This window comes from Pseudomonas sp. EA_35y_Pfl2_R5, from assembly GCF_963970805.1.
Classification (GTDB): domain Bacteria; phylum Pseudomonadota; class Gammaproteobacteria; order Pseudomonadales; family Pseudomonadaceae; genus Aquipseudomonas.
On record NZ_CAXAOW010000004.1, the window covers coordinates 17,740 to 38,062 of the forward strand.

Annotated in this window: 23 protein-coding genes and 1 pseudogene; 13 read left to right on the forward strand and 11 right to left on the reverse strand. The window is 61.7% G+C overall.

The genetic code is table 11. The annotated features are described in order from the left end of the window. Window positions 1-5: 5 nt before the first annotated feature. Genes AACX99_RS10085 through lptM form a run of 4 tightly spaced genes read right to left on the reverse strand, consistent with a single transcriptional unit; the run spans window position 6 to window position 2,932 of the window. The gene (locus AACX99_RS10085; RefSeq protein WP_339411512.1) at window positions 6-704 is read right to left on the reverse strand and encodes a DUF484 family protein; all 699 of its coding nucleotides are present in this window, start codon (window positions 702-704) and stop codon (window positions 6-8) included. Beyond that, window positions 701-1,531, reverse strand: a complete 831-nt coding sequence (gene dapF / locus AACX99_RS10090; RefSeq protein ID WP_339411514.1) for a diaminopimelate epimerase — start codon at window positions 1,529-1,531, stop codon at window positions 701-703. The genes AACX99_RS10085 and dapF overlap by 4 nt, the downstream gene beginning before the upstream one ends. Before the next feature lie 12 nt (window positions 1,532-1,543). After that, a complete protein-coding gene (gene lysA / locus AACX99_RS10095; RefSeq protein ID WP_339411516.1) occupies window positions 1,544-2,797 on the reverse strand; it encodes a diaminopimelate decarboxylase in 1,254 nt (417 codons plus the stop codon). 9 nt (window positions 2,798-2,806) lie between these two features. Beyond that, window positions 2,807-2,932 (reverse strand): LPS translocon maturation chaperone LptM, encoded by a 126-nt coding sequence (gene lptM / locus AACX99_RS10100; RefSeq protein WP_339411518.1) that lies wholly within the window; start codon window positions 2,930-2,932, stop codon window positions 2,807-2,809. Between the two features lie 141 nt (window positions 2,933-3,073). Here lptM and AACX99_RS10105 point away from each other — a divergent pair, with 141 nt between their 5' ends. From AACX99_RS10105 to AACX99_RS10125, 5 genes are all read left to right on the forward strand, one after another. Further along, window positions 3,074-4,111, forward strand: a complete 1,038-nt coding sequence (locus AACX99_RS10105) for an AraC family transcriptional regulator (protein WP_339411520.1) — start codon at window positions 3,074-3,076, stop codon at window positions 4,109-4,111. A gap of 97 nt (window positions 4,112-4,208) precedes the next feature. After that, a complete protein-coding gene (gene cyaY, locus AACX99_RS10110; protein WP_090254611.1) occupies window positions 4,209-4,541 on the forward strand; it encodes an iron donor protein CyaY in 333 nt (110 codons plus the stop codon). Then, complete coding sequence (locus AACX99_RS10115) at window positions 4,522-4,728, forward strand: DUF1289 domain-containing protein (RefSeq protein ID WP_339411524.1); 207 nt, start codon at window positions 4,522-4,524, stop codon at window positions 4,726-4,728. The genes cyaY and AACX99_RS10115 overlap by 20 nt, the downstream gene beginning before the upstream one ends. A gap of 115 nt (window positions 4,729-4,843) precedes the next feature. Then, window positions 4,844-5,254 (forward strand): nucleoside diphosphate kinase regulator, encoded by a 411-nt coding sequence (rnk, locus tag AACX99_RS10120; protein ID WP_339411526.1) that lies wholly within the window; start codon window positions 4,844-4,846, stop codon window positions 5,252-5,254. Window positions 5,255-5,293: 39 nt separating this feature from the next. Further along, window positions 5,294-6,094, forward strand: coding sequence for a lipase family protein (locus tag AACX99_RS10125; RefSeq protein WP_339411527.1), 801 nt, complete (start codon window positions 5,294-5,296; stop codon window positions 6,092-6,094). A gap of 11 nt (window positions 6,095-6,105) precedes the next feature. Here the strand turns inward: AACX99_RS10125 and AACX99_RS10130 are convergent, their stop codons facing one another. The 6 genes from AACX99_RS10130 to argH form a co-directional block, all read right to left on the reverse strand. Then, window positions 6,106-8,961: a class I adenylate cyclase gene (locus AACX99_RS10130; RefSeq protein WP_339411529.1), complete on the reverse strand. Its 2,856-nt coding sequence runs from the start codon at window positions 8,959-8,961 to the stop codon at window positions 6,106-6,108. Window positions 8,962-9,138: 177 nt separating this feature from the next. Then, on the reverse strand, window positions 9,139-9,384 hold the full coding sequence (locus tag AACX99_RS10135; protein ID WP_339411531.1) for a TIGR02647 family protein: 246 nt from the start codon (window positions 9,382-9,384) through the stop codon (window positions 9,139-9,141). 177 nt (window positions 9,385-9,561) lie between these two features. After that, entirely contained in the window at window positions 9,562-9,831 is a 270-nt protein-coding gene (locus tag AACX99_RS10140; protein WP_339411533.1) for a hypothetical protein, read from the reverse strand. A gap of 23 nt (window positions 9,832-9,854) precedes the next feature. Next, on the reverse strand, window positions 9,855-10,334 hold the full coding sequence (locus AACX99_RS10145; RefSeq protein ID WP_339411535.1) for a GNAT family N-acetyltransferase: 480 nt from the start codon (window positions 10,332-10,334) through the stop codon (window positions 9,855-9,857). Between the two features lie 6 nt (window positions 10,335-10,340). Further along, complete coding sequence (locus tag AACX99_RS10150; protein ID WP_339411536.1) at window positions 10,341-10,583, reverse strand: hypothetical protein; 243 nt, start codon at window positions 10,581-10,583, stop codon at window positions 10,341-10,343. A 31-nt stretch (window positions 10,584-10,614) separates the two neighbouring features. Next, on the reverse strand, window positions 10,615-12,009 hold the full coding sequence (argH, locus tag AACX99_RS10155; protein ID WP_339411537.1) for an argininosuccinate lyase: 1,395 nt from the start codon (window positions 12,007-12,009) through the stop codon (window positions 10,615-10,617). A gap of 254 nt (window positions 12,010-12,263) precedes the next feature. Here argH and AACX99_RS10160 point away from each other — a divergent pair, with 254 nt between their 5' ends. From AACX99_RS10160 to rsd, 8 genes and pseudogenes are all read left to right on the forward strand, one after another. After that, window positions 12,264-13,346 carry a sensor histidine kinase gene (locus AACX99_RS10160; RefSeq protein ID WP_339411539.1) on the forward strand — a complete coding sequence of 361 codons (1,083 nt, stop codon included), beginning with the start codon at window positions 12,264-12,266 and terminating at the stop codon, window positions 13,344-13,346. After that, window positions 13,343-14,089 carry a LytR/AlgR family response regulator transcription factor gene (locus AACX99_RS10165; RefSeq protein ID WP_339411541.1) on the forward strand — a complete coding sequence of 249 codons (747 nt, stop codon included), beginning with the start codon at window positions 13,343-13,345 and terminating at the stop codon, window positions 14,087-14,089. The genes AACX99_RS10160 and AACX99_RS10165 overlap by 4 nt, the downstream gene beginning before the upstream one ends. A gap of 92 nt (window positions 14,090-14,181) precedes the next feature. Beyond that, on the forward strand, window positions 14,182-15,120 hold the full coding sequence (gene hemC, locus AACX99_RS10170) for a hydroxymethylbilane synthase (protein WP_339411543.1): 939 nt from the start codon (window positions 14,182-14,184) through the stop codon (window positions 15,118-15,120). Then, window positions 15,120-15,872: pseudogene (locus AACX99_RS10175) on the forward strand (uroporphyrinogen-III synthase); the annotation flags it as partial. The gene hemC and the pseudogene AACX99_RS10175, both read left to right, overlap by 1 nt. A 33-nt stretch (window positions 15,873-15,905) precedes the next feature. Beyond that, window positions 15,906-17,111 (forward strand): uroporphyrinogen-III C-methyltransferase, encoded by a 1,206-nt coding sequence (locus AACX99_RS10180; RefSeq protein ID WP_445261858.1) that lies wholly within the window; start codon window positions 15,906-15,908, stop codon window positions 17,109-17,111. Next, a complete protein-coding gene (locus AACX99_RS10185) occupies window positions 17,108-18,358 on the forward strand; it encodes a heme biosynthesis HemY N-terminal domain-containing protein (RefSeq protein WP_339411545.1) in 1,251 nt (416 codons plus the stop codon). The genes AACX99_RS10180 and AACX99_RS10185 overlap by 4 nt, the downstream gene beginning before the upstream one ends. A gap of 14 nt (window positions 18,359-18,372) precedes the next feature. Continuing rightward, on the forward strand, window positions 18,373-18,912 hold the full coding sequence (locus tag AACX99_RS10190; RefSeq protein ID WP_339411547.1) for a DUF3833 domain-containing protein: 540 nt from the start codon (window positions 18,373-18,375) through the stop codon (window positions 18,910-18,912). A 196-nt stretch (window positions 18,913-19,108) separates the two neighbouring features. Continuing rightward, window positions 19,109-19,582: a sigma D regulator gene (rsd, locus tag AACX99_RS10195; protein WP_339411549.1), complete on the forward strand. Its 474-nt coding sequence runs from the start codon at window positions 19,109-19,111 to the stop codon at window positions 19,580-19,582. Window positions 19,583-19,594: 12 nt separating this feature from the next. On the opposite strand, the gene AACX99_RS10200 is transcribed toward rsd, so the two are convergent. Further along, window positions 19,595-20,239 (reverse strand): FKBP-type peptidyl-prolyl cis-trans isomerase, encoded by a 645-nt coding sequence (locus AACX99_RS10200; RefSeq protein WP_339411550.1) that lies wholly within the window; start codon window positions 20,237-20,239, stop codon window positions 19,595-19,597. Window positions 20,240-20,323 lie beyond the last annotated feature (84 nt).

The following is a 20,323-nucleotide window of genomic DNA, read 5'->3' on the forward strand; positions in this document are numbered from 1 at the left end:
CGACGTTAGCGTACCGAGCGAAGGGGGGTGGCAAAACCCGGCACCACACGACCCAGAACCTCGGCGATGTAACCGAGGAACAGGGTGCCCAGTGAGCTTTTGTAGTGCTGCGGGTCGGCGCTACCAATCGCCAGCACGCCATGCAGGCCTTGGTGGTTAATGCCCACCACCGCCGCTGAGCCGACCTGCGCGCCGTCTTCGCTGCCAAACAGGAAATTCAGCTCATGCTCGCGCAGCACGCCGCAGATGGTTTTGCCGCCGGCCAATAGACCGCCGATGGCTTGATGTGCTTCGGCGCTACTGACCGAACGGCCGACCGGTAGCGGCGCGTCGCTGAACAGAATCAGGCTAACGAAGGGCACCTGGAACTCACTGCGCAGGCTGTCTTCGACGCAACTGACCACACCTTCCAGGCTATTGGCGTCGAGCAGGTCGAGCACCAGGCGGCGGGTTTTGTCGAACAGACGATCGTTATCGCGGGCCACGTCCATCAGCTGCGAGAGACGATGACGCATCTCGATATTACGCTCGCGCAGCAGTTTCACCTGGCGTTCGACCAGCGACACGGTATCGCCGCGCTGGTGCGGAATGCGCAGCTCGGGAATCAACTCGTCGTGGTCGATAAAGAATTCCGGATGCAGGCGCAGGTACGCGGCAACTGTTTCCGAATCCAGTGGCTTGGGTGAATTCTGCTTGTCGGTCATAAACGAACCTGTCCTTCGTACACACGTACTGCGGGTCCGGTCATCATAACGGGCTGGCCGGGGCCTGCCCACTCGATACTCAGTTTGCCGCCGGGCAGTTCGAGCTGCACCGGTGAGTCCATCCAGCCCTGGCTAATCGCCGCGACCGCCGCAGCGCAGGCCCCGGTACCGCAGGCCTGAGTTTCTCCGGCGCCGCGCTCCCAGACGCGCAGCTTGGCCTGCTTGCGGTCGACCACTTGCAGAAAGCCAACATTGACCCGCTGCGGAAAGCGCGGGTGATGTTCGAGTTTCGGCCCCAGGCTGTGCACCGGCGCGTTGTCCACACTGTCGACGCGCAGCACCGCATGCGGATTGCCCATGGACACGGCGGCCAGCTCAACGGTTTGGCCGTCCACGGCCACGCTATAGCTCAGCGCCTGCTGTTCGGCCTGGAACGGGATATCGGCCGGCACCAGGCGCGGCGCGCCCATATTTACGCTGATCTGCCCGTCGTTGCGCACGTCCAGCTCGATAATGCCGCCCTTGGTTTCCACGCGGATCTGTTTCTTCACGGTCAGGCGCTTGTCCAGCACAAAGCGGGCGAAGCAACGTGCGCCGTTACCGCACTGCTCCACTTCCGAGCCATCGGCATTGAAGATGCGGTAGCGAAAATCCACGTCCGGGTTGCTCGGCGGCTCGACCAGCAACAGCTGATCGAAGCCCACGCCGGTGTGGCGATCGCCCCACTGCTTGGCGTTCTTCGGCTGGATATGCGCGTGCTGGCTGACTAGGTCGAGGACCATAAAGTCATTACCGAGGCCGTGCATCTTGGTAAAGCGCAATAACATCGCCTTGTCCTTTTAACTCGCGGGCGGCAGGCAGCTTTCGCCCGCAAAGAGTTCGCTGAGCGTCTCACGGCGACGCACTTCGAAGGCCTGGTCACCATCCACCATCACCTCGGCGGCGCGGCCGCGGGTGTTGTAGTTGGAACTCATGACAAAACCGTAGGCACCGGCCGAGCGCACGGCCAGCAGATCGCCTTCGGCCAGGGCCAGCTGGCGATCCTTGGCGAGGAAGTCGCCGGTCTCGCAGATCGGTCCGACGATGTCGTAGTTGCGGGTTGCGCTGTCGCGCGGCTGCACGGCCGCCACCTCCATCCAGGCCTGGTACAGGGCCGGGCGGATCAGGTCGTTCATCGCCGCATCGACGATGGCGAAGTCCTTGTACTCGGTGTGCTTGAGGTACTCGACCTGAGTCAGCAGCACGCCGGCATTGGCGACAATCGAGCGGCCCGGCTCGAATACCAGCGCCAGATCACGGCCGGCAATGCGCTCGCGCACGGCCTTGATGTAATCGCCGGCCAGCGGCGGCTGCTCATCGCGGTACTGCACGCCAAGGCCGCCACCCAGGTCCAGGTGCTTGATGCGGATGCCGTCGGCGGCGAGCTGATCGATCAGCGCGAGCAGGCGGTCGAGGGCATCGAGAAACGGCGGCAGGCTGGTCAGCTGCGAGCCGATATGGCAATCGACACCAACGATCTGCAGGTTTGGCAGCGCAGCAGCGCGGGCATACACAGCTGGGGCTTGCTCGATATCGATGCCGAACTTGTTTTCTTTAAGACCCGTGGAAATATACGGGTGGGTACCGGCGTCGACGTCCGGGTTGACCCGCAGTGAGATCGCCGCAGTCTTACCCAGCTCAGCGGCGACCAGTTGCAGGCGCTCCAGCTCGTCTGTGGATTCGACGTTGAAGCAGTGCACGCCCACTTCCAGGGCGCGGCGCATGTCGTCACGGCTCTTGCCCACGCCGGAGAAGACGATCTTGCTCGGCTCGCCGCCGGCGCTGAGCACGCGCTCCAGCTCGCCACGGGAGACGATGTCGAAGCCAGCGCCGAGGCGCGCCAGCACATTCAGCACACCGATATTGGAGTTGGCTTTCACCGCAAAACACACCAGATGCGGCATGCCCTGCAGGGCATCGGCATAGGCGCGGTACTGCGCCTCGATGTGCGCACGCGAGTAGACGTAGGTCGGCGTACCGAAGCGTTGGGCGATGGCGGACAACGCCACGCCTTCCGCGAACAGCGCACCGTCGCGGTAGTTGAAGGCGTTCATAAGCTGTCCTTATTCGGTTTGCGCAGGCGCTGGCTGGCTTTCTTCCGGCAGGTACAGCGGGCCTTTCTGGCCGCAGCCAGCAAGCAGGGCGCTGACGGCAAGCATCGTGATAAAGGCAGTAAACAACCGCTTCATGGTGGAATCCTTGTAATAAAGCATGATTGCGCCGGAGTATACCGACCCCCCGGCGCCTTGCCTATGCGCCGGGGTTCCCGTCTGACGGGGCTTTGCCTGTATCTTTGGCGATGCACCCATCACCAGTGATCAGGAGGCTGGATGGACAACCCTGTACCCGTGAGTAGCTCGGTTTCCGTTGCCTATCTGCAAGGTTTGCTCGATTACCTGGCGCGCCAGGGCGTCGACAGTGCTGAACTGCTGGAGCGGGTGCAGCTCAGCCCGCAGCTGCTCGCCCAGCGTGATCAGCGCATCGCCGCTAGCACCTACCTGGAGCTGCTCGGTCATGGCGTGCGGTTGACCGGGGATGAGCTGCTGGGTCTGCACCTGGGCGAGGCGGTGCGCCCCGGTTACTACGGCGTGCTCGGTTATCTGATCATGAGCTGCGCGACCCTCGCCGACGCATTGCATCGCCAGGCGCGTTACGCCGCGTTGGTCGGTAATCTGGGGCAGGTCGATCTGGCTGATGAGCCGCCGCGCCCAGGGCTGGAACCGCAGGTGGCACACAGCTGGCAGCCGTTGTTGCCGCAGCAGAAACGTCAGCTCAGTGAGGAGACATTGGCCGGCTGGGTAACCTTCGGCCACTGGATTAGCGGCCTGGACATTCCACCGACCGAAGTGCGCTTCCAGCATTCGGCCCCGGCGGATACCTCGGAATATCAGCGGATTTTTCGCTGCTCGGTGCTGTTCGATCAGGCCGATAACGCTCTGGTATTCCCCAAGCGCCTGCTCGCCACGCCGCTTGGTCAGGCTGATGCGCAGGTGCGGCTGATGCTCGATGCCTATGCTGATCGTCTGCTCGGTGAGATCCAGCAGGGTCACAGTGTGCTCGATCGCGCACGCCTGGAATTATCCCGGCAGTTGCCGGAAGTGGGCGCGGATTTGCAGCAAATCGCCGCGCGTTTGGCGCTCAGTCCGCGTACCCTGCAGCGGCGTTTGCGCGAAGCCGGGTTATCCTTTAATCAGTTGGTGGATGAAACGCGCCAGCAGCTGGTGCTGCATTACTTGCGCGACCCGGCGCTGGAATTGGCGGAAATCGCCTTCCTGGTTGGCTTCAGCGAGCCTGGCTCGCTGGCCCGCGCGTTTCGCCGTTGGACCGGGCAGAGCCCAGGCGAATATCGCCGTCAGCTGACGCCATGAAAGCGATTTGCGCCTTGCCTAGCCTTCGCTCGCCACGCTTTCATATGCGCCAGTTTCCATGACTTTTGCAGTCGCTGAATTTTTTGAGGTAGTCGTAATGAGTTTGACCGAAGCCCGCTTTCACGATCTGGTCGATGCCACCCAGCAGGCGGTGGAAGATATTTTCGATGACAGTGACCTGGACCTCGACCTGGAAAACTCTGCCGGGGTGCTGACCGTGCGGTTTGAAAACGGCACCCAGCTGATCTTCAGCCGTCAGGAGCCGCTGCGCCAACTATGGCTGGCAGCACGTTCGGGTGGCTTCCACTTCGACTACGACCAGGCCAGCGAGCGCTGGATCTGCGACAGCAGTGACGAGCAGCTGGGCGAAATGCTGGCGCGCATCACCCTGGAACAATCCGGTGCCGACCTTGAGTTCGAAGAACTCTGAGGTCGCGGGCCAGGAGGTCGCCTCGCCCTGTCGGCGTCAGTGTTGTCTGGATGATCAGGATATCTGCCTGGGCTGTGGCCGCACGCTGCAGGAAATTCTTGACTGGAGCAAGGCCGATATACCTGGCAAACGCGCTATCTGCACGGCTGCCGAGGCGCGCTTGCAGCAGCGCCATGGCATACCCTGACCGGGCGGTCTTGTTTATTTGAGTGGCTGTGATACGGTCGGCCCAACCTCTGCAAACCCCATCTCCTCGATGGGGTTTTGCTTTTTTGCCCCTAGGTAGGAGATGTATCCGCACCATGACCAGCGCACCCTCGATAACCATTACCCGTCTAGATCTGCAGCGCCTTGAGCATCTGCTCGACAGCCTGGATGACTTTGGTCCCAGTGCCGCCGCCTTGCAGGCCGAACTGGACCGTGCCGACGTGGTTGGCCATGACGAGGTGCCGGCCGGGGTGGTGACCATGAATTCGCGGGTGCATTGCCGTGAAGAAAGCAGCGGCAAGGATTACCACCTGACCCTGGTCTATCCGCAGGACGCCGGTGGTGAAGGCTGTGTGTCGGTACTGGCGCCGGTCGGCACGGCCCTGTTGGGGTTGTCCGTGGGCCAACATATCGACTGGGCCGCACCCGGCGGCAAGGTGCTCAAGCTGACGCTGCTGGCGGTGGAGTATCAGCCGGAAGCGGCGGGCGAATACAGCCGTGCCTAGTCTAGAGTAGAGCTACGCCAATCTCGGCATGGAGGCCGTATGTCCAGTCTACCGCTGTACTTCCCCCAAGGTTTTGCCCTCTCCAGGGCACTGCTCTGTGCGCAATTGGTCAGCTCGGCCTATGACCAATACAACCAATGGCAAGCACAGCAGCGCCCGCGGCGGCCCCAGGATTTCACCTGGCAGCCGCCTGTGTTACCTGGCTGGGGCTTTTCCGCGCCGATCTGGAGTGTGCTCAGCGAGCTGCACTTTCTCAACGAGTCGGAGCCCTTTGGCTTTGCCGCGCGTGACCCGCAGGGCGAGGTCTATCTGGTGTTCCGCGGCACGGACACGGCGCAGGACTGGCTGGATGATCTGGATGCCGATCAGCGCCCTTACCCCTGGCAAGCTGGCCTGGGTAATGTGCATGACGGCTTTATCAAACTCTATATTTCGCTACGCGATCAGGCCCTGCAGGCGGTCGACACTCAGCAGCCCGGCGGACCGCTGTGGGTATGTGCACACAGCCTGGGTGGCGCTTTGTCGAGCTTGGCCGTGCTGGATCTGCGTGAGCGCTGGCCGGATTTGCCGCTGCAACACTACAGCTTTGCCAGCCCGCGCCTGGCCGCACCGGATTTTGCCGCGTACTACAACGGGCTGCAGGTGCCGACCTTCCGCGTGGTGAACGACAGTGATCTGGTGCCGGAGGTGCCGCCGGGGGTTACCGGCAAGTGGCTGTATCAGCACCTGGGGCTGGCGGTGACCTTCAGCGCCAGTTACGCCTCGGTGGGCGACAATCACAGCCTGGCTGACTGCTACCTGTACGCGCTGCAGAACCCGCAGGCGCCGATGCGCGGTTGATCAGGCATGCGTCAGGCCTTCTGCAGCGCCTGATTAAGCGCCGCTTCCAGGCGGCTCTTGTAGCGCAGGTAATGCACGCTCTGCATATGCCCTTCGCCGAGTACCGCCGACAGGTCGAGGTCGGTGATATAGCAGGGGTAGCGTGCGCCATCGCGGCGTTGCGCGAGGATATGCTGGGCCACGGCGGCGAACAGGTCGCCAGCGTATTCCAGCTCGGAAAATTCGCGGTGATTGCAGTACAGGGTGACATGCGAGCGCTTGCCATCTGCCGGCTCGACGATGGCCTGCACGTCATAGAACGGGTGGCTGATCGGTGACAATGGCGGCGGCCGGCGTTCCAGACGCTGGGCGCGCAGGGGCGCGTCAGGCAGCACCTGGTAATACAGCACCTCCAGCGGCTGATGGGCTGGCAGATTATCCAGCGGCAGCAGGGCATTGCGCCGGTACAGCACCGATTGCAGAAAACGTTGCAATGGGGTCAGCAGGCTTTGCTCATCACGGAACGGCATCTGCTGGCGCCACAGCGCATTGTGCTCGTCGAGCACGCTGAGTTCGGCCGAAGCGCTACCTTCGTTAAGCCGGTAGAACACCTGAATACACTGCGGCCGGCCGAGCGGCAGGATCAGCGCCAGGTCTTCACCTTCCAGAGCGCTGCGGTCCAGATGCAGCTCGCTGTAGCCGGGCAGCTCCTCGCCCAGATGGTCGATCAGTGTGGGCAGGTCTTTCAGGCTGGTGTGGCTGACGTGGCCGGGCTTCAGTTCGAGCAGGTGGTACTGCTGTTTGATCTGCAGCAGGTAGCGGTTGGCTTGTTCACTGCTGAAGCTGCTAAGGGTTTCACGGAACAGCTCCTCGACCCGTTCGGCAATCGCCGTGGCGCGATTGCGGCAGAAGCAGCGCACGCGCAGGTTGGGTTTCCTGCCGCTGGCGGGCAGGGCATTGAGAAAATCGCGCAGGCAGTCGAGTAGCGCGTGTGGGCCGTCATAGCGGGTCACCAGCAGCTCGTTCCAGCTGTTCAGAGTGACCTGGTCGATGGTCAGAATCAGGTTTTCGCGCACGCCGGAATAACCCAGTGCATCGGTGCGCTCGGTGGTCATGTGCATGTTCATCTGGCTGAACTGCTTGAGCGGATCAACACCGACATTGACCAGCAACAGTATCTCGCTGGGCACACTGGCGCTGAGCAGGGCCGCTTCGTCAACCGCCGGCAAAGGTAGCGGCACCACCTGCTGTAGGCTGCTGAGCAAGTTGGACAGCTCATATTCGGTCAGGTCGCTGCTGCCTGGGTGCAGCGACAGCCGCGTGCTGTTGTCGATCACGCCATTGCGCTGGCACCAGGCGAGCAGTTCGATCAGCTCGCGCGAGCGCTTGAGCGGCGAGAAGTCCTCCAGGTCCTGGACGTTGACGCTGCCGCTGTAGAGCGCCCACAGCGTCTCATTGGGCTCATCCGGGTTGGGGCTTTGCGCCAGCGTCAGGATGTCTTCGGCGAGGTCCGGGGCGATGCCCGGGTTGATAAATTCGATCTTGCCGGCCTTGCGCTCGAACGCTGCATACAGACGGCGGCCGAGGATGCCCAGGTCGCGGCTGTTGAGCGAACTGCCGGCATGTTCGCTGCGGGCAAATTCGGAGAGAAAGCGGTAGCTGTAGGTCAGCTCGTTAACCAGCATGCGTCGTTCGGCGCTGACCTGGCGCACCTTCCACTGGCTGCGGCTGTCGAGCATCGCCAGCTGGCGGCTGTCCCAGTTCCAGTCCCGGGTCAGGCGTTCGAGCAGCAGGCGTTGCCAGCTCTTGCGGTTGTTGCGCGGCGGGCGGCTGAGCTTCTTGTCGACCTTGAGGTACAGGCAGCGGCGGATCAGCTCCAGGCGCTCATGCTCGCCGCGGGCCTTGAGGTATTCCTCGAGACGACGGTACACCACGATATAGGGATCGAGCTCATCAACGTCGAGGCGATTGGCGAACACCGCCTGTTTGAAACGCAGCGACAGGCATTCGACCTTGGGGTGTTCGCTGGCGTAGACCTCGGTGAGCAGCAGCTTGAGCACCGACTTGTACGGCGACTCGATGCCCTTGAACAGTTGCCACAGGCCGGCGCCGATAAACTCTTCCGGCGGAATGCGCGCCAGGTGGCCGAGGTCGAGCACGTCCTCGGCGCGGATAAAACGCTTGGCCAGCAACGTGCTGGTGTAATGCTGGTAGCGCTGCTCTTCATACACCGGCACTAACCACCACAGCGGCGTGCGTCCGCCGAGCCAGATAGCGGTGCGGTAGAACTCGTCGAGCAGCAAGTAGTGCTGGGTGGTGCCGCAGTCGTCCGAGGTCAGTTGCGCTTCGCGTTCGCCCTGGGTAAAGCGCGCCGGGTCGATCAGAAAGAAATGCGCTTCGGCGCCAAAGGTGGCCGCCCAGCTTTCCAGCAGTGCGCATTTTTTGTTCAGTTCATGCAGCTGTTGCTGGCTCAGGTCGCTGGCGTGGCACACCCACAGGTCCATATCGCTTTGCTCAGCTTGGGCCACGGTGCCGAGGCTGCCCATCAGAAACAGGCCGTGGATCGGCAGCGCCTGTTTGCCGCGATACGGCTTGTAGGCGAATGAGCGGGTCAGGCGCTGTACTTCGGAGAGCAGTTCGTCATCCGGCTCGAAGCCACTGAGGCCGGCCGGAGTCAGCCCGGAAACGTAGCCCGGCAGCAGCGGATGATTGACGTGAAACAGCAGCGGCAACAGCTTGAGTACCAGCTGCTGGCGTGTAGACAGTGCCTGCATGGCGCGTTGCAGACGGCCCTGGTTGAGTTTGAGGAAGCGCGCACGCAGCTGCGTCAGTACCTTGCGGTCGATACCGTCGTCAATGTCTGGGCGAATTTCCTCGGTACGACTCATGCTCAGGCTCTGCAGGGCGGTGCGTGATCATGCCTTGCCAGATGGCTGGCGGGCGGCGGTGAATACTGGGTTATCGCCTGCGTTGCGGGCAGCTTGAGGAAGCCGTTGCAACGCAGGCTAGGTTGGCTCAGAAGCGGTTTCGATCGCGCTCTAGTTGACGAGATTTGCGGGTGCTTATTAGGCCGCTTCAGTCACATTGAGAATGGTCAGCAGAGTTTGCGCGTGTTCGGCGGCGTCGAGGCCCAGGCTGGTCAGATAACCGCCATCTGGCTGGTTGATCAGGCCTTTGTCGTGCAGGCGTTGAGCGGCGGCAATCGCCGAGGGGGTGGCGGTGTGGTGAACCTTGATTCCTTCCTGAGTGGTACCCAGGTTGAACAGCGCGAGGATTTCCAGTTCGGCAATCAGTTCAGAGGTAAAGGCCATAAGTACTCCAGCTTCTTGTTTTAGTGAGCTGCGGCCGGCGGCGGCAGCACCCGCTGCGGTAAATCGGCTGAAACAACAGGCAGCCTGCGAAGGCAGTGTAGTGAAGCCCCAGGCAGTCTGCTGTGACCTGATGCTGCCAGAAGTTGGCGTGTTGTGGGGTAAATTTTTCCGAGCCGTTTACGGCGCCTGTTCAGGCAGCTCGGGCAGAGCGCGCAAGCCTTGCTCATAGCGGGCGAGATCGAAGGGTCGGTCGTCACGCAGCATGACGTCGATCTCATCGGCCAGCACCAGGGCCATCAGTTCGATAATCTCTTTGCGCGCGTAGCCGACCAGACTCAGCTTGTTCAGCACCGCCTGGACGAAAGCCGGTTCGCCGGCTTCCAGCTGGTTTTCGATGGCCTGGAGCAGGGTGTCCTGGGCGAAATCCTCGTCGTCTTGCTCGCTCATGTGCGACTCCGGTAGATGGCGGTTCAGCCTTGGGCAAAATCCGTAAGGGCTTGGCCGGTAAGGCGGTAGGTGGTCCATTCGTCCTGCGGGCGGGCGCCGAACGATTGGTAGAAGTCAATGGCTGGCTGGTTCCAGTCCAGCACGGCCCACTCGAAACGGCCACAGCCTTTGGCCACGGCCAGTTGTGCGAGATGACGCAGCAGGGCTTTGCCTGCGCCCACGCCGCGTTTTTCTGGGCTGACGTAGAGGTCTTCAAGGTACAGCCCGTGTTTACCCAGCCAGGTCGAGTAGTTGAAAAAGTACACGGCATAGCCAATGGGTTGGCCGTCATGCTCGCAGATCAGCGCGCGGGTGCTGCTCTCTGGACCGAACAGGCTTGCCTCGATGCCGGCAGCGTCGGTCTGCACCTCATGCTCGGCTTTCTCGTAGATCGCCAGGTCGGTGATAAAGCGCAGGATCAAAGCGGCGTCTGTGGCGGTTGCGGGGCGGATAGTTAGAGACATGGGTACTTAGCCGTAGAGAAAAAGCAGAAAAGTGAGCGGCAGGCCGACCATACACAGAACGCCAAAAGCGCTGACCCAGCTGCTGCGTGGGGCCATCGGGTCGGACACACGCAGTGGCAGGCGCGGATAGTTGCCCAGTGTCAGCAGGCGCAGCATCAGCCAGCCGCTTGCGTAGAAGAGGTAGCCGAAAACCAACTCCAGTAGGACCTCTGCCAGGACAGCCAGGCCGCGTAGCAACAGCTCGAACATGGGACGTCCCTTTCCCTTTGTCAGTCGGCGATCAGCGCGTCGCCAGCAGTGCCTGGCCGCGCGCGACTGCGGCAAGAACCTGTTTCGGTGCGGTGCCGCCGATATGGTCGCGGGCATTCACCGAGCCTTCCAGGGTCAGCACGGCAAACACGTCCTGCTCGATCTGCTCGCTGAACTGGCGCAGTTCTTCCAAGCTCATCTCGGCCAGATCCTTGCCGCTGTCGACGCCGTACTTCACCGCGTGGCCGACGATCTCGTGGCAGTCGCGGAACGGAAGACCTTTGTGCACCAGGTAATCGGCGAGGTCGGTGGCGGTGGAGAAGCCGCGCAGGGCCGCTTCACGCATGATCGCGTGCTTGGGCTTGATCGCCGGAATCATATCGGCAAAGGCGCGCAGCGAGTCGCGCAGGGTGTCGGCGGCGTCGAACAGCGGTTCTTTGTCTTCCTGGTTGTCCTTGTTGTAGGCCAGTGGCTGGCCTTTCATCAGGGTCAGTAGGCCGGTTAGCGCGCCGAATACGCGGCCGGTCTTGCCGCGCACCAGCTCAGGTACGTCGGGGTTTTTCTTCTGCGGCATGATCGAGCTGCCGGTGCAGAAGCGATCCGGCAGTTCGATAAACTGGAATTGCGCGCTGGTCCAGAGCACCAGCTCTTCGGAGAAGCGCGATAGGTGCATCATGGCAATCGAAGCGGCGGCGCAGAATTCGATAGCGAAGTCGCGATCCGATACGCCGTCCAGCGAGTTGCCGCCAACAGCGTCGAAACCCAGCAGCTGCGCGGTGACCTCGCGCTGAATCGGGTAGGTGGTGCCCGCCAGCGCTGCCGAGCCCAGTGGCATGCGGTTGGTGCGTTTACGGCAATCGACCAGGCGCTCGTAGTCGCGGCTGAGCATCTCGAACCAGGCCAGCAGGTGGTGGCCGAAGGTCACGGGCTGCGCGGTTTGCAGATGGGTGAAGCCGGGCATGATGGTCTCGGCTTCACGCTCGGCTTGCTCCAGCAAACCCTGCTGCAGGCGGGTGATTTCGGCGAGGATCAGGTCGATCTCGTCGCGCAGCCACAGGCGGATATCGGTAGCCACCTGGTCGTTACGGCTACGGCCGGTGTGCAGCTTCTTGCCGGTGACGCCGATGCGATCCGTGAGTCTGGCCTCGATGTTCATGTGCACGTCTTCCAGATCGACGCGCCAGTCGAACTGGCCGGCTTCAATTTCGCCCTGAATTTGCGTCAGACCGTCGACGATGGCGTCGCGCTCGGCGTCGTTGAGTACGCCGACTTTGGCCAGCATGCTGGCGTGGGCGATGGAGCCCATGATGTCGTGGCGATACAGGCGCTTGTCGAATTCGACGGAGGCGGTAAAACGGGCAACAAAGGCATCGACTGGTTCGCTGAAGCGGCCGCCCCAGGATTGGTTGGTTTTTTCAGTGCTCATGGGCTTCGCTCGGCTGGTGCGCTAAAACGGGCTGGCCGCTTTGGGGCGGCCGGCAAGACGGAAAAGTGCGCTGATAATAACAGGCTGGCCGGCAAATTCGCCGCGTCGCTTTGTCGGTGGGCGCAGCTAGGCTGCAGTAGAGCAATGTTGCGCCGTTCACAGTTTTATCGCGGCGGGCGCATTTCGGTGCTTTATTTTGCCCGGTCGCAGCTGTCTATCTTGCTGCTGGGGCGGGTCACGCGGAAACTGCGGCGATGAAAATAAAAAGCGCTTTATCAGAAAAACAACCACCACTGGTCGATGACTTCTTCGTGCCCGAGCTTTGTCAGCCAGAAGCCCTGCTGAGCATGGTGCTGCTGGCCGAGTTGCTGGTGTTGGTGCTGGTGTTGTCCGAGCCGATGCTGCCGGGTTTCGACTGGGTGCGCCTGGCGCTGACTTCACTGTTTGTGCAATGGATCGTGCTGCTCTCGGCCGCCGTGCTGTGCCGCCTGCGCCCGTTGATGGCGCGCATGCCGGCAGCCACAGCCGGCGCCTTGTGCTGCGCGATTGTGGTCGCCCTGAGCCTGATGTGTACTGCTGTGGCGGACTATTACGAACTGGGCGGGCCGTTGCCGCGTACCGGCGAGGTCAACCTGTACCTGCGCCATGCCTTGATCAGCCTGATCATGTCTGCGTTGCTGCTGCGTTACTTCTACCTGCAAAGTCAATGGCGTAAGCAGGAGCAGGCGGAGCTGCGCGCACGCATCGAGTCGCTGCAGGCACGCATTCGCCCACACTTTCTGTTCAACAGCCTGAACAGCATCGCCAGCCTGGTGGTGGTCGACCCGTACAAGGCCGAGCAGGCGGTGCTGGACCTCTCCGACCTGTTCCGCGCCAGCCTGGCCAAGCCCGGTAGCCTGGTGCCTTGGCGTGAGGAGTTGGAGCTGGCACAACGATATTTGTCGATTGAGCGCTATCGGCTCGGCGAGCGTCTACAGTTGCAGTGGGAGATTGTCGATGTGCCGGACGACCTGCCGATTCCACAACTGACTCTGCAGCCCTTACTGGAAAACGCCTTGATCTACGGCATTCAGCCGCGCATCGAGGGTGGCCTGGTGCGGGTCGAGGCGAGTTATCACGAGGGGGTATTCCAGCTGTGCGTGAGCAATCCATACGAACAACTAGGCGAGGAGCCGCCATCGCGCGGCACGCACCAGGCGCTGACCAATATCGATGCACGGCTAGTGGCACTTTTCGGGCCGCAGGCCAGTCTCAGCGTAGAGCGCCGTGACGGACGCCACTTCACTTGTCTACGCTATCCTTGTGCGAGACCCAAGCAGGAAGCCCGTGCACTATGAATGTCCTGATTGTCGATGATGAACCCCTGGCCCGAGAGCGCCTGAGCCGCATGGTGGGCGAACTCGATGGCTATCGTGTACTTGAGCCCGCAGCCAGCAACGGCGAGGAGGCCCTGAGCCTGATCGACAGCCTGAAGCCGGATGTGGTGTTACTGGATATCCGTATGCCTGGCCTGGATGGCCTGCAGGTAGCGGCCAAGCTGTGTGAGCGCGAGGCGCCACCAGCGGTGATTTTTTGTACTGCCCATGATGAGTTTGCTTTGGAAGCCTTTCAGGTCAGCGCCGTGGGTTATCTGGTCAAGCCGGTGCGTGCGGAAAGCCTCAGCGAGGCACTGAAAAAAGCCGAACGGCCCAACCGCGTACAGTTGGCCGCCTTGACCCGCCCGGCAGTGGACAGCGGTGGCGGCCCGCGCAGCCATATCAGTGCGCGCACTCGCAAAGGTATCGAGCTGATCCCGCTGGATCAGGTGATCTACTTTATTGCCGATCACAAATACGTGACCCTGCGCCATGCTGGCGGCGAAGTGCTGCTGGATGAACCGCTAAAAGCGCTGGAAGACGAATTTGGTGATCGCTTTGTGCGCATCCACCGCAATGCACTGGTTGCCCGTGAGAGGATCGAGCGCTTGCAGCGCACGCCACTTGGGCATTTTCAGCTGTTCCTCAAGGGCATGAACGAGGAAGCGCTGATTGTCAGCCGCCGGCATGTGGCCGGGGTGCGTAAATTAATGCACAACCTCTGAGGTTGACCGGACAACCCGGATGACTCCGGGTCGCAGGCCTGATCTGGGCCAGCCTGTTATTATCCTTGGCAGTTCGTTTTCTGGAATTGCCCATGTCTCGCGAAATTCGCATCGCCACCCGTAAAAGTGCCCTGGCCCTGTGGCAGGCCGAACACGTTAAAGCCCGCCTGGAGCAGGCGCACCCTGGCCTTAAGGTCAGCCTGGTGCCCATGGTCAGCCGTGGTGACAAGCTGCTCGACGCGCCGCTGGCGAAGATTGGCGGCAAGGGTCTGTTTGTCAAAGAGCTGGAAACCGCGATGCTGGAGAACCAGGCCGACATCGCCGTGCATTCGATGAAGGATGTGCCGATGGACTTCCCCGAAGGCTTGGGCCTGTACTGCATCTGCGAGCGGGAAGACCCACGTGATGCCTTCGTTTCCAATACATATGCCAGCCTCGATGCATTGCCCGCCGGTAGCGTGGTTGGTACGTCCAGCCTGCGCCGTCAGGCCCAACTGCTGGCGCGCCGTCCGGATCTGAAAATCCAGTTCCTGCGTGGCAACGTCAACACTCGTCTGGCCAAGCTGGACGCCGGCGAGTACGACGCCATTATCCTCGCCGCCGCTGGGCTGATTCGCCTTGGTTTTGCAGAGCGCATCCGCAGCTCAATCAGCGCCGAAGACAGTCTGCCAGCGGGTGGCCAAGGCGCAGTGGGTATCGAGTGCCGCACTGCCGACAGCGAAATCCATGCCCTGCTGGCGCCTTTGCATCATCGCGATACCGCCGTGCGGGTGACCGCCGAGCGCGCGCTGAACAAACATCTGAATGGCGGTTGCCAGGTGCCAATCGCCTGCTACGCGGTACTGGAAGGCGAGCAGCTATGGTTACGTGGCCTGGTTGGTCAGCCGGATGGTGGTTTGCTGCTGCGGGCGGAAAACCGTGCCCCGGTCGAGCAGGCTGAGCAGCTGGGTGTGCAGGTCGCTGAGGCCCTGCTGACCCAGGGCGCTGCGGCCATTTTGCAAGCCGTTTACGGCGAGGCCGCTGCCGAGTGATGGGGTGGCGTTTGCTGCTGACGCGACCGGCCCACGAATCGGCCGCGCTGGCAGCAACCTTGGCGGAGCAAGGCATCTACAGCAGCAGCTTGCCGCTGCTGGCCATCGAAGCTCTGAGCGAAAGTGCCGAGCAACGCGCAGTGGTTGCCGAACTGCAGCGTTACTGCGCAGTGATCGTGGTGAGCAAGCCGGCGGCGCGGTTGGGTCTTGAGTTATTGGATCGTTATCAATCGCCGGTGATTGCCGAGCAACCCTGGTTTAGCGTTGGTGCGGCCACGGCGCAGATTCTCCAAGAGCATGGTCTGCAGGTGCATTACCCCGAGCATGCCGATGACAGTGAGGCCCTGTTGGCATTGCCGCAGTTGCAGCAGGCGCTGATGGCCACCAGCAATCCGCGAGTATTGATCCTGCGCGGTGAGAGTGGCCGAGAGTTACTGGCCGAGCGCTTGCGCGGCCAAGGCGTGCAGGTGGACTATCTGCCACTGTATCGCCGGGTACTGCCGGCTTACCCGCCAGCAGCACTGGTTGGGCGGGTCCAGACTGAACGCCTGAACGCTCTGGTGGTCAGCAGTGGGCAGGGCTTCACGCATTTGCGCGAGCTGGCCGCTGACGCCTGGACCGATCTGGCTCGACTACCCTTGTTTGTACCCAGCCCGCGAGTTGCCGAGATGGCCCGTGCAGCGGGTGCACAATTTGTTGTGGACTGCCGTGGCGCGAGCGCCGCGGCGTTGCTGACAGCGTTGCAGGCGCAACCTGTCCCGATCTCTGACGCAAAGGATGGATACGTGAGCGAAGCAACTACGCCGAAAGAGCAAGCCCCGAACGATCACGCCATAAAACAACCTGAACAGGCACCGGTGGATGGTGCCGCGGCTATGCCGGTTAATCCACCTACCGCAAGTAAACCGGCTTCGCGCGGCAATGCTCTGGCGCTGCTGGCCTTGTTGGTTGCTGCTGCTGGCGCTGGTGCAGGTGGTTGGGGACTTTGGCAGTTGCAGGCACTGGACGCTCGCGAGCAACAACAGCAAGGCCAGCTGCAGGAGGCGCGCAGCGAAGCGCAAAGCCTGGCGCACACTGGCGAGAAACTGGAGCAGCGGCTGGACCAGCTGCCGAGTGTTGAGGAGCTGGAAACCCGCCGCCGTTTGTTGGCCCAGCTGCAGGGTGATCAGCAACTGCTCAACCAGCGCCTGGAAACCGTGCTGGGAGCCAGTCGCCAGGATTGGCGTTTGGCCGAGGCCGAGCATTTGCTGCGTCTGGCCAGTTTGCGTCTGTCTGCTTTGCAGGACATCAACAGCGCCACCGCACTGGTGCAGGCCGCCGATGAAATCCTCCATGAGCAGGATGATCCAGCTGCGTTCGCCGCTCGCGAACAGCTGGCCAAAAGCCTGCAAGCACTGCGTTCGACCGCCAACCCGGACCGTACTGGGCTGTTTCTGCAGCTCGGCGCCCTGCGCGAGCAGGTGGCGCAGCTCAATGCCCAGGCGCCTAGCTTCAGCGCTGACGGTGGCGTACTCAGCGAGCTGGCCGATTCAGGGGTGGTCGAGCAGCAATGGTGGCAGCGTGGCCTACAGACCCTGTCGGAATACTTCCGCATCGACTTCAACGCTGACCGCAATATCCGCCCGATGCTTGCCGGGCAGAGCCTGTCCCAGGTGCGCCTGGCTCTTAGCCTGGCACTGGAACAGGCGCAGTGGGGCGCGTTGCATGGCCAGAGCGAGGTCTATCGCCAGGCCTTGCAACAGACCCGTGAAGTGCTGGATGCGCACTTCGATGTGGACAACCCCAATAGCCGCGCCCTGCGTGCGCGCATTGATGAGCTGGCCGAGCAGCCGATTGCGGTTACGCCGCCTGACCTCAGCCCGACGCTGAATGCCGTACAAGCCTATATCCAGGCCAAGCAGACCGCGCGCAGCCAGCAGAAGGTCGAGTCTGAACCCGCCGCAGAGGCCACCGATGATGTCGAGGCGCAACTGCAGGAGGCGCTGCAATGAAGCGCATCTACTGGTTGCTGCTGATTCTGGCGGTGGTTGCTGGCGTCGCCAGTCTGGTGCTGTTCGGTTTGCCGCTGGCCGAGCACAAGGGCTATGTGCTGATTGCCTTCCAAGGTTTTCGTTATGAATCCAGCCTTTGGGCTTTTGTCGTCTTGGTGTTGGTGCTCTGGTTGCTGGTTTCCCTTGTGCGTTTGAGCGTACGGCTGCTGGTCACGTCCGGCGGTCTGCTCAACCCCTGGTCACGCTTGCACAGCCGTCGCCGAATGCGTCTGGCGTCCGAGCAGGGTTTTCTCGATCTGGCTGAAGGGCGCTGGGCGCGTGCCCTGCGGCGTTTGAAGCAGGCGGCAAGCAGCTCGCCGCAGCCCTTGAGTTATTACCTGGGCGCCGCACGCGCTGCACATCAGTTGGGGCATCACAACGACAGCGACGACTTGCTGGAGCAGGCGCTCAACCGCCAGCCGCAGGCGGAACTGGCAATTGCCCTGCAACATGCCGAACTGCAACTGGCGCGTGGCCAGACCGATGCCGCATTGGAGACTTTGCAGGCCATGCGCTCGCGTCATCCACATCACCATCTGGTGTTGCGTCAGTTGCAGCAGCTCTATCTGCAGTCGGGAGATTGGCCGGCGCTGCTCGGTTTGCTGCCTGACCTGCGCAAGGAGAAAGCCCTGGGCAATGCCGAATTGAGCGCGCTTGAGCGTCAGGCCTGGCGTGGCCGTTTGCTGCAGGCCGCCCGGCCGGTTGACGGTGACGCTCAGGCAGCGCTGCAAGCCTTGCAACACGCCTGGCAGACTATGTCGACGGCGCTGCATCAGGAGCCCGAGCTGTTGGCTGTGTATGCCGAGCAACTGCGCCAATTGGGCGGCGAAGCAGAGGCCGAAGAGCTGCTGCGCAGCTTCTTGAAACAGCATTACGACACCGCTCTGGTGCGCCTCTATGGTTTGCTGCATGGGCGGGATCTGGGCAAACAGTTGCAAGTGGCCGAGGGCTGGTTGAAGACGCACCCACAGGATGCCGGTCTGCTTCTGACCCTGGGGCGGCTGTGTATACACAGTCAGCTGTGGGGCAAGGCCCAGGACTACCTGGAAAGCAGCCTGGCATTTCAGCGCCACCCGGAAACTTGCGCCGAGCTGGCACGCCTGCTGGCGCAACTGGGGGAGCTGGAGCGCAGCAACAGCCTGTACCAGGAAGGTCTGCGCTTGCTTGATGCGCGCTTGTGCACGGCGGCTTTGCCTGCCGCGAGTTGATTTACGAGGTGTGTATGCGGACGCTGTTGATCTTTTGCCTGGTGCTGCTGGTGGGTTGCGCCAGCCCGCAGGTAAATGATTACGTCAGTGAGCAGCCGCGCCTGGAACTGAGCGATTACTTCAATGGCAACTTGCAGGCCTGGGGCATGTTTCAGAACCGTTCAGGCGAGGTGGTCAAGCGCTTCCATGTGGTCATGACCGGCACCTGGGACGGCGATGTGGGCGTGCTCGACGAGCGCTTTACTTACAGCGATGGCAGCACAGAGCGGCGCGTCTGGACGCTTAAAAAACAGGCCGACGGCAGTTGGCGCGGTACGGCCGACGATGTGCAGGGTGAGGCAGTTGGGCAGGTCGCTGGTAATGCCTTGCATTGGCGATACAAGCTGCGGCTGAAGGTCGATGATTCAACCTATGTGGTTGATTTTGATGACTGGATGTTCCTGATGGATGGCCAGGTGATGCTCAACCGAGCGCGTATGTCGAAGTGGGGCATTGATCTTGGTCAGGTCACTCTGAGCTTTTACAAGCCCGCAGCGGTTGAGAGGTCTGAGTAGTCGCCAGTTAAACGCTTGTATGAAATTTTCTCCAGCGCTACCTTGAAGGCCTAAGCCTGCGGGAATAATCTGGCTCACAGATACCGCCGGAAAGTTGCCGTTTCACGGTTGTCTTCCCAGACCTTGCACGGACTGACAAAAAACTGTCTCGATGCGGGCGTACAACACTAATAGCAATAGGGAAGTAGAGGTCATCATGCTCGAGAGTTGTCAGAACGCCCAGGAACGTTGGGGTGGGGTTCACCTGCTGATTGACCGCTGGCTGCAAGAGCGCAAAGAGCTGGTGCACGCCTATGCCGCCATCAACGATTCGCCGCAAGCGCCGAGCGCCAATGCAGAAGCCTTGCAACGCTTCTGCGAAATCCTCGTTGATTACGTATCCGCTGGGCACTTCGAGGTCTACGAACAGCTGACCAGCGAAGCCAAGGCCTTTGGTGATCAGCGTGGCCTCGAACTGGCCAAGCAGATCTATCCGCGTATTGAGGTGATTACCGAGGTGGCGCTGGCTTTCAATGATCGCTGTGACAATGGTGATTGCAGCGATTCGGTCTCTCTGTTGGATGAGCTGAAACGCCTGGGGCAATTGCTGCACGAGCGTTTTGAGTTGGAGGACTGCCTGATCGAAGTCCTGCATAACGCCCATCAGGAGCAGGCTGCACCTGCCCTCTGATGTATTGACTCGTTACTCCTTGGTGTCGAGCAACTCCAGTTCGAACACCAGGGGCGAGTAGGGCGGAATCAAATCCCCCGCGCCTTCTTCGCCATACGCTTGAGCCGATGGAATCACCAAGCGCCATTGCGCGCCCACCGGCATCTGCTGCAGTGCACTGCGCCATCCGGCGATCACGCTGTCCAGGCGAAACCATTGCGCGGTCTGACTTTCGTCAAACTGACTGCCATCCGCCAGAAACCCTATATAGCGTACTTGTATGCGGTCCTTCGGGCCGGGCTTGCGGCCGTCGCCGGCGCGCAGCTCCTGCATCAGTACGCCATCTTGCAATACACGCACGCCAGCCTTGGCTTTCTCCGCGGCGAGAAAACGCTGCTCGGCAGTCTTGGCTTTTTCGATGCGTTCCGGGGCGCTGGCCAGCTGCGCTTCATGTTCGGCCAGCAGGCTTTCGATGCGTTTGGCATCCACTGCCAGTGGCTCATTACGGTAAGCCTGGCGTAAACCGTCGAGCAGCGCTTGCAACTCCAGATCCGGTACCTCGTCGCGCAGCCGCTCACCAAGTTTTACCCCTAGGCTATAGGCCAGGTCATGGGCGTGCTCGTCTGCTTGAGACAAGGGCGTGAGCAGGCAGAGCAGTAGCAGGGCGAAACGTGGCATGGGTGTTCTCCGGCGAAGATGCGCCGATTATGCCAGCCAGTTGCGGCAAGGTGGCAAGGCGGACAAGAGGAGGACTAGTATGAC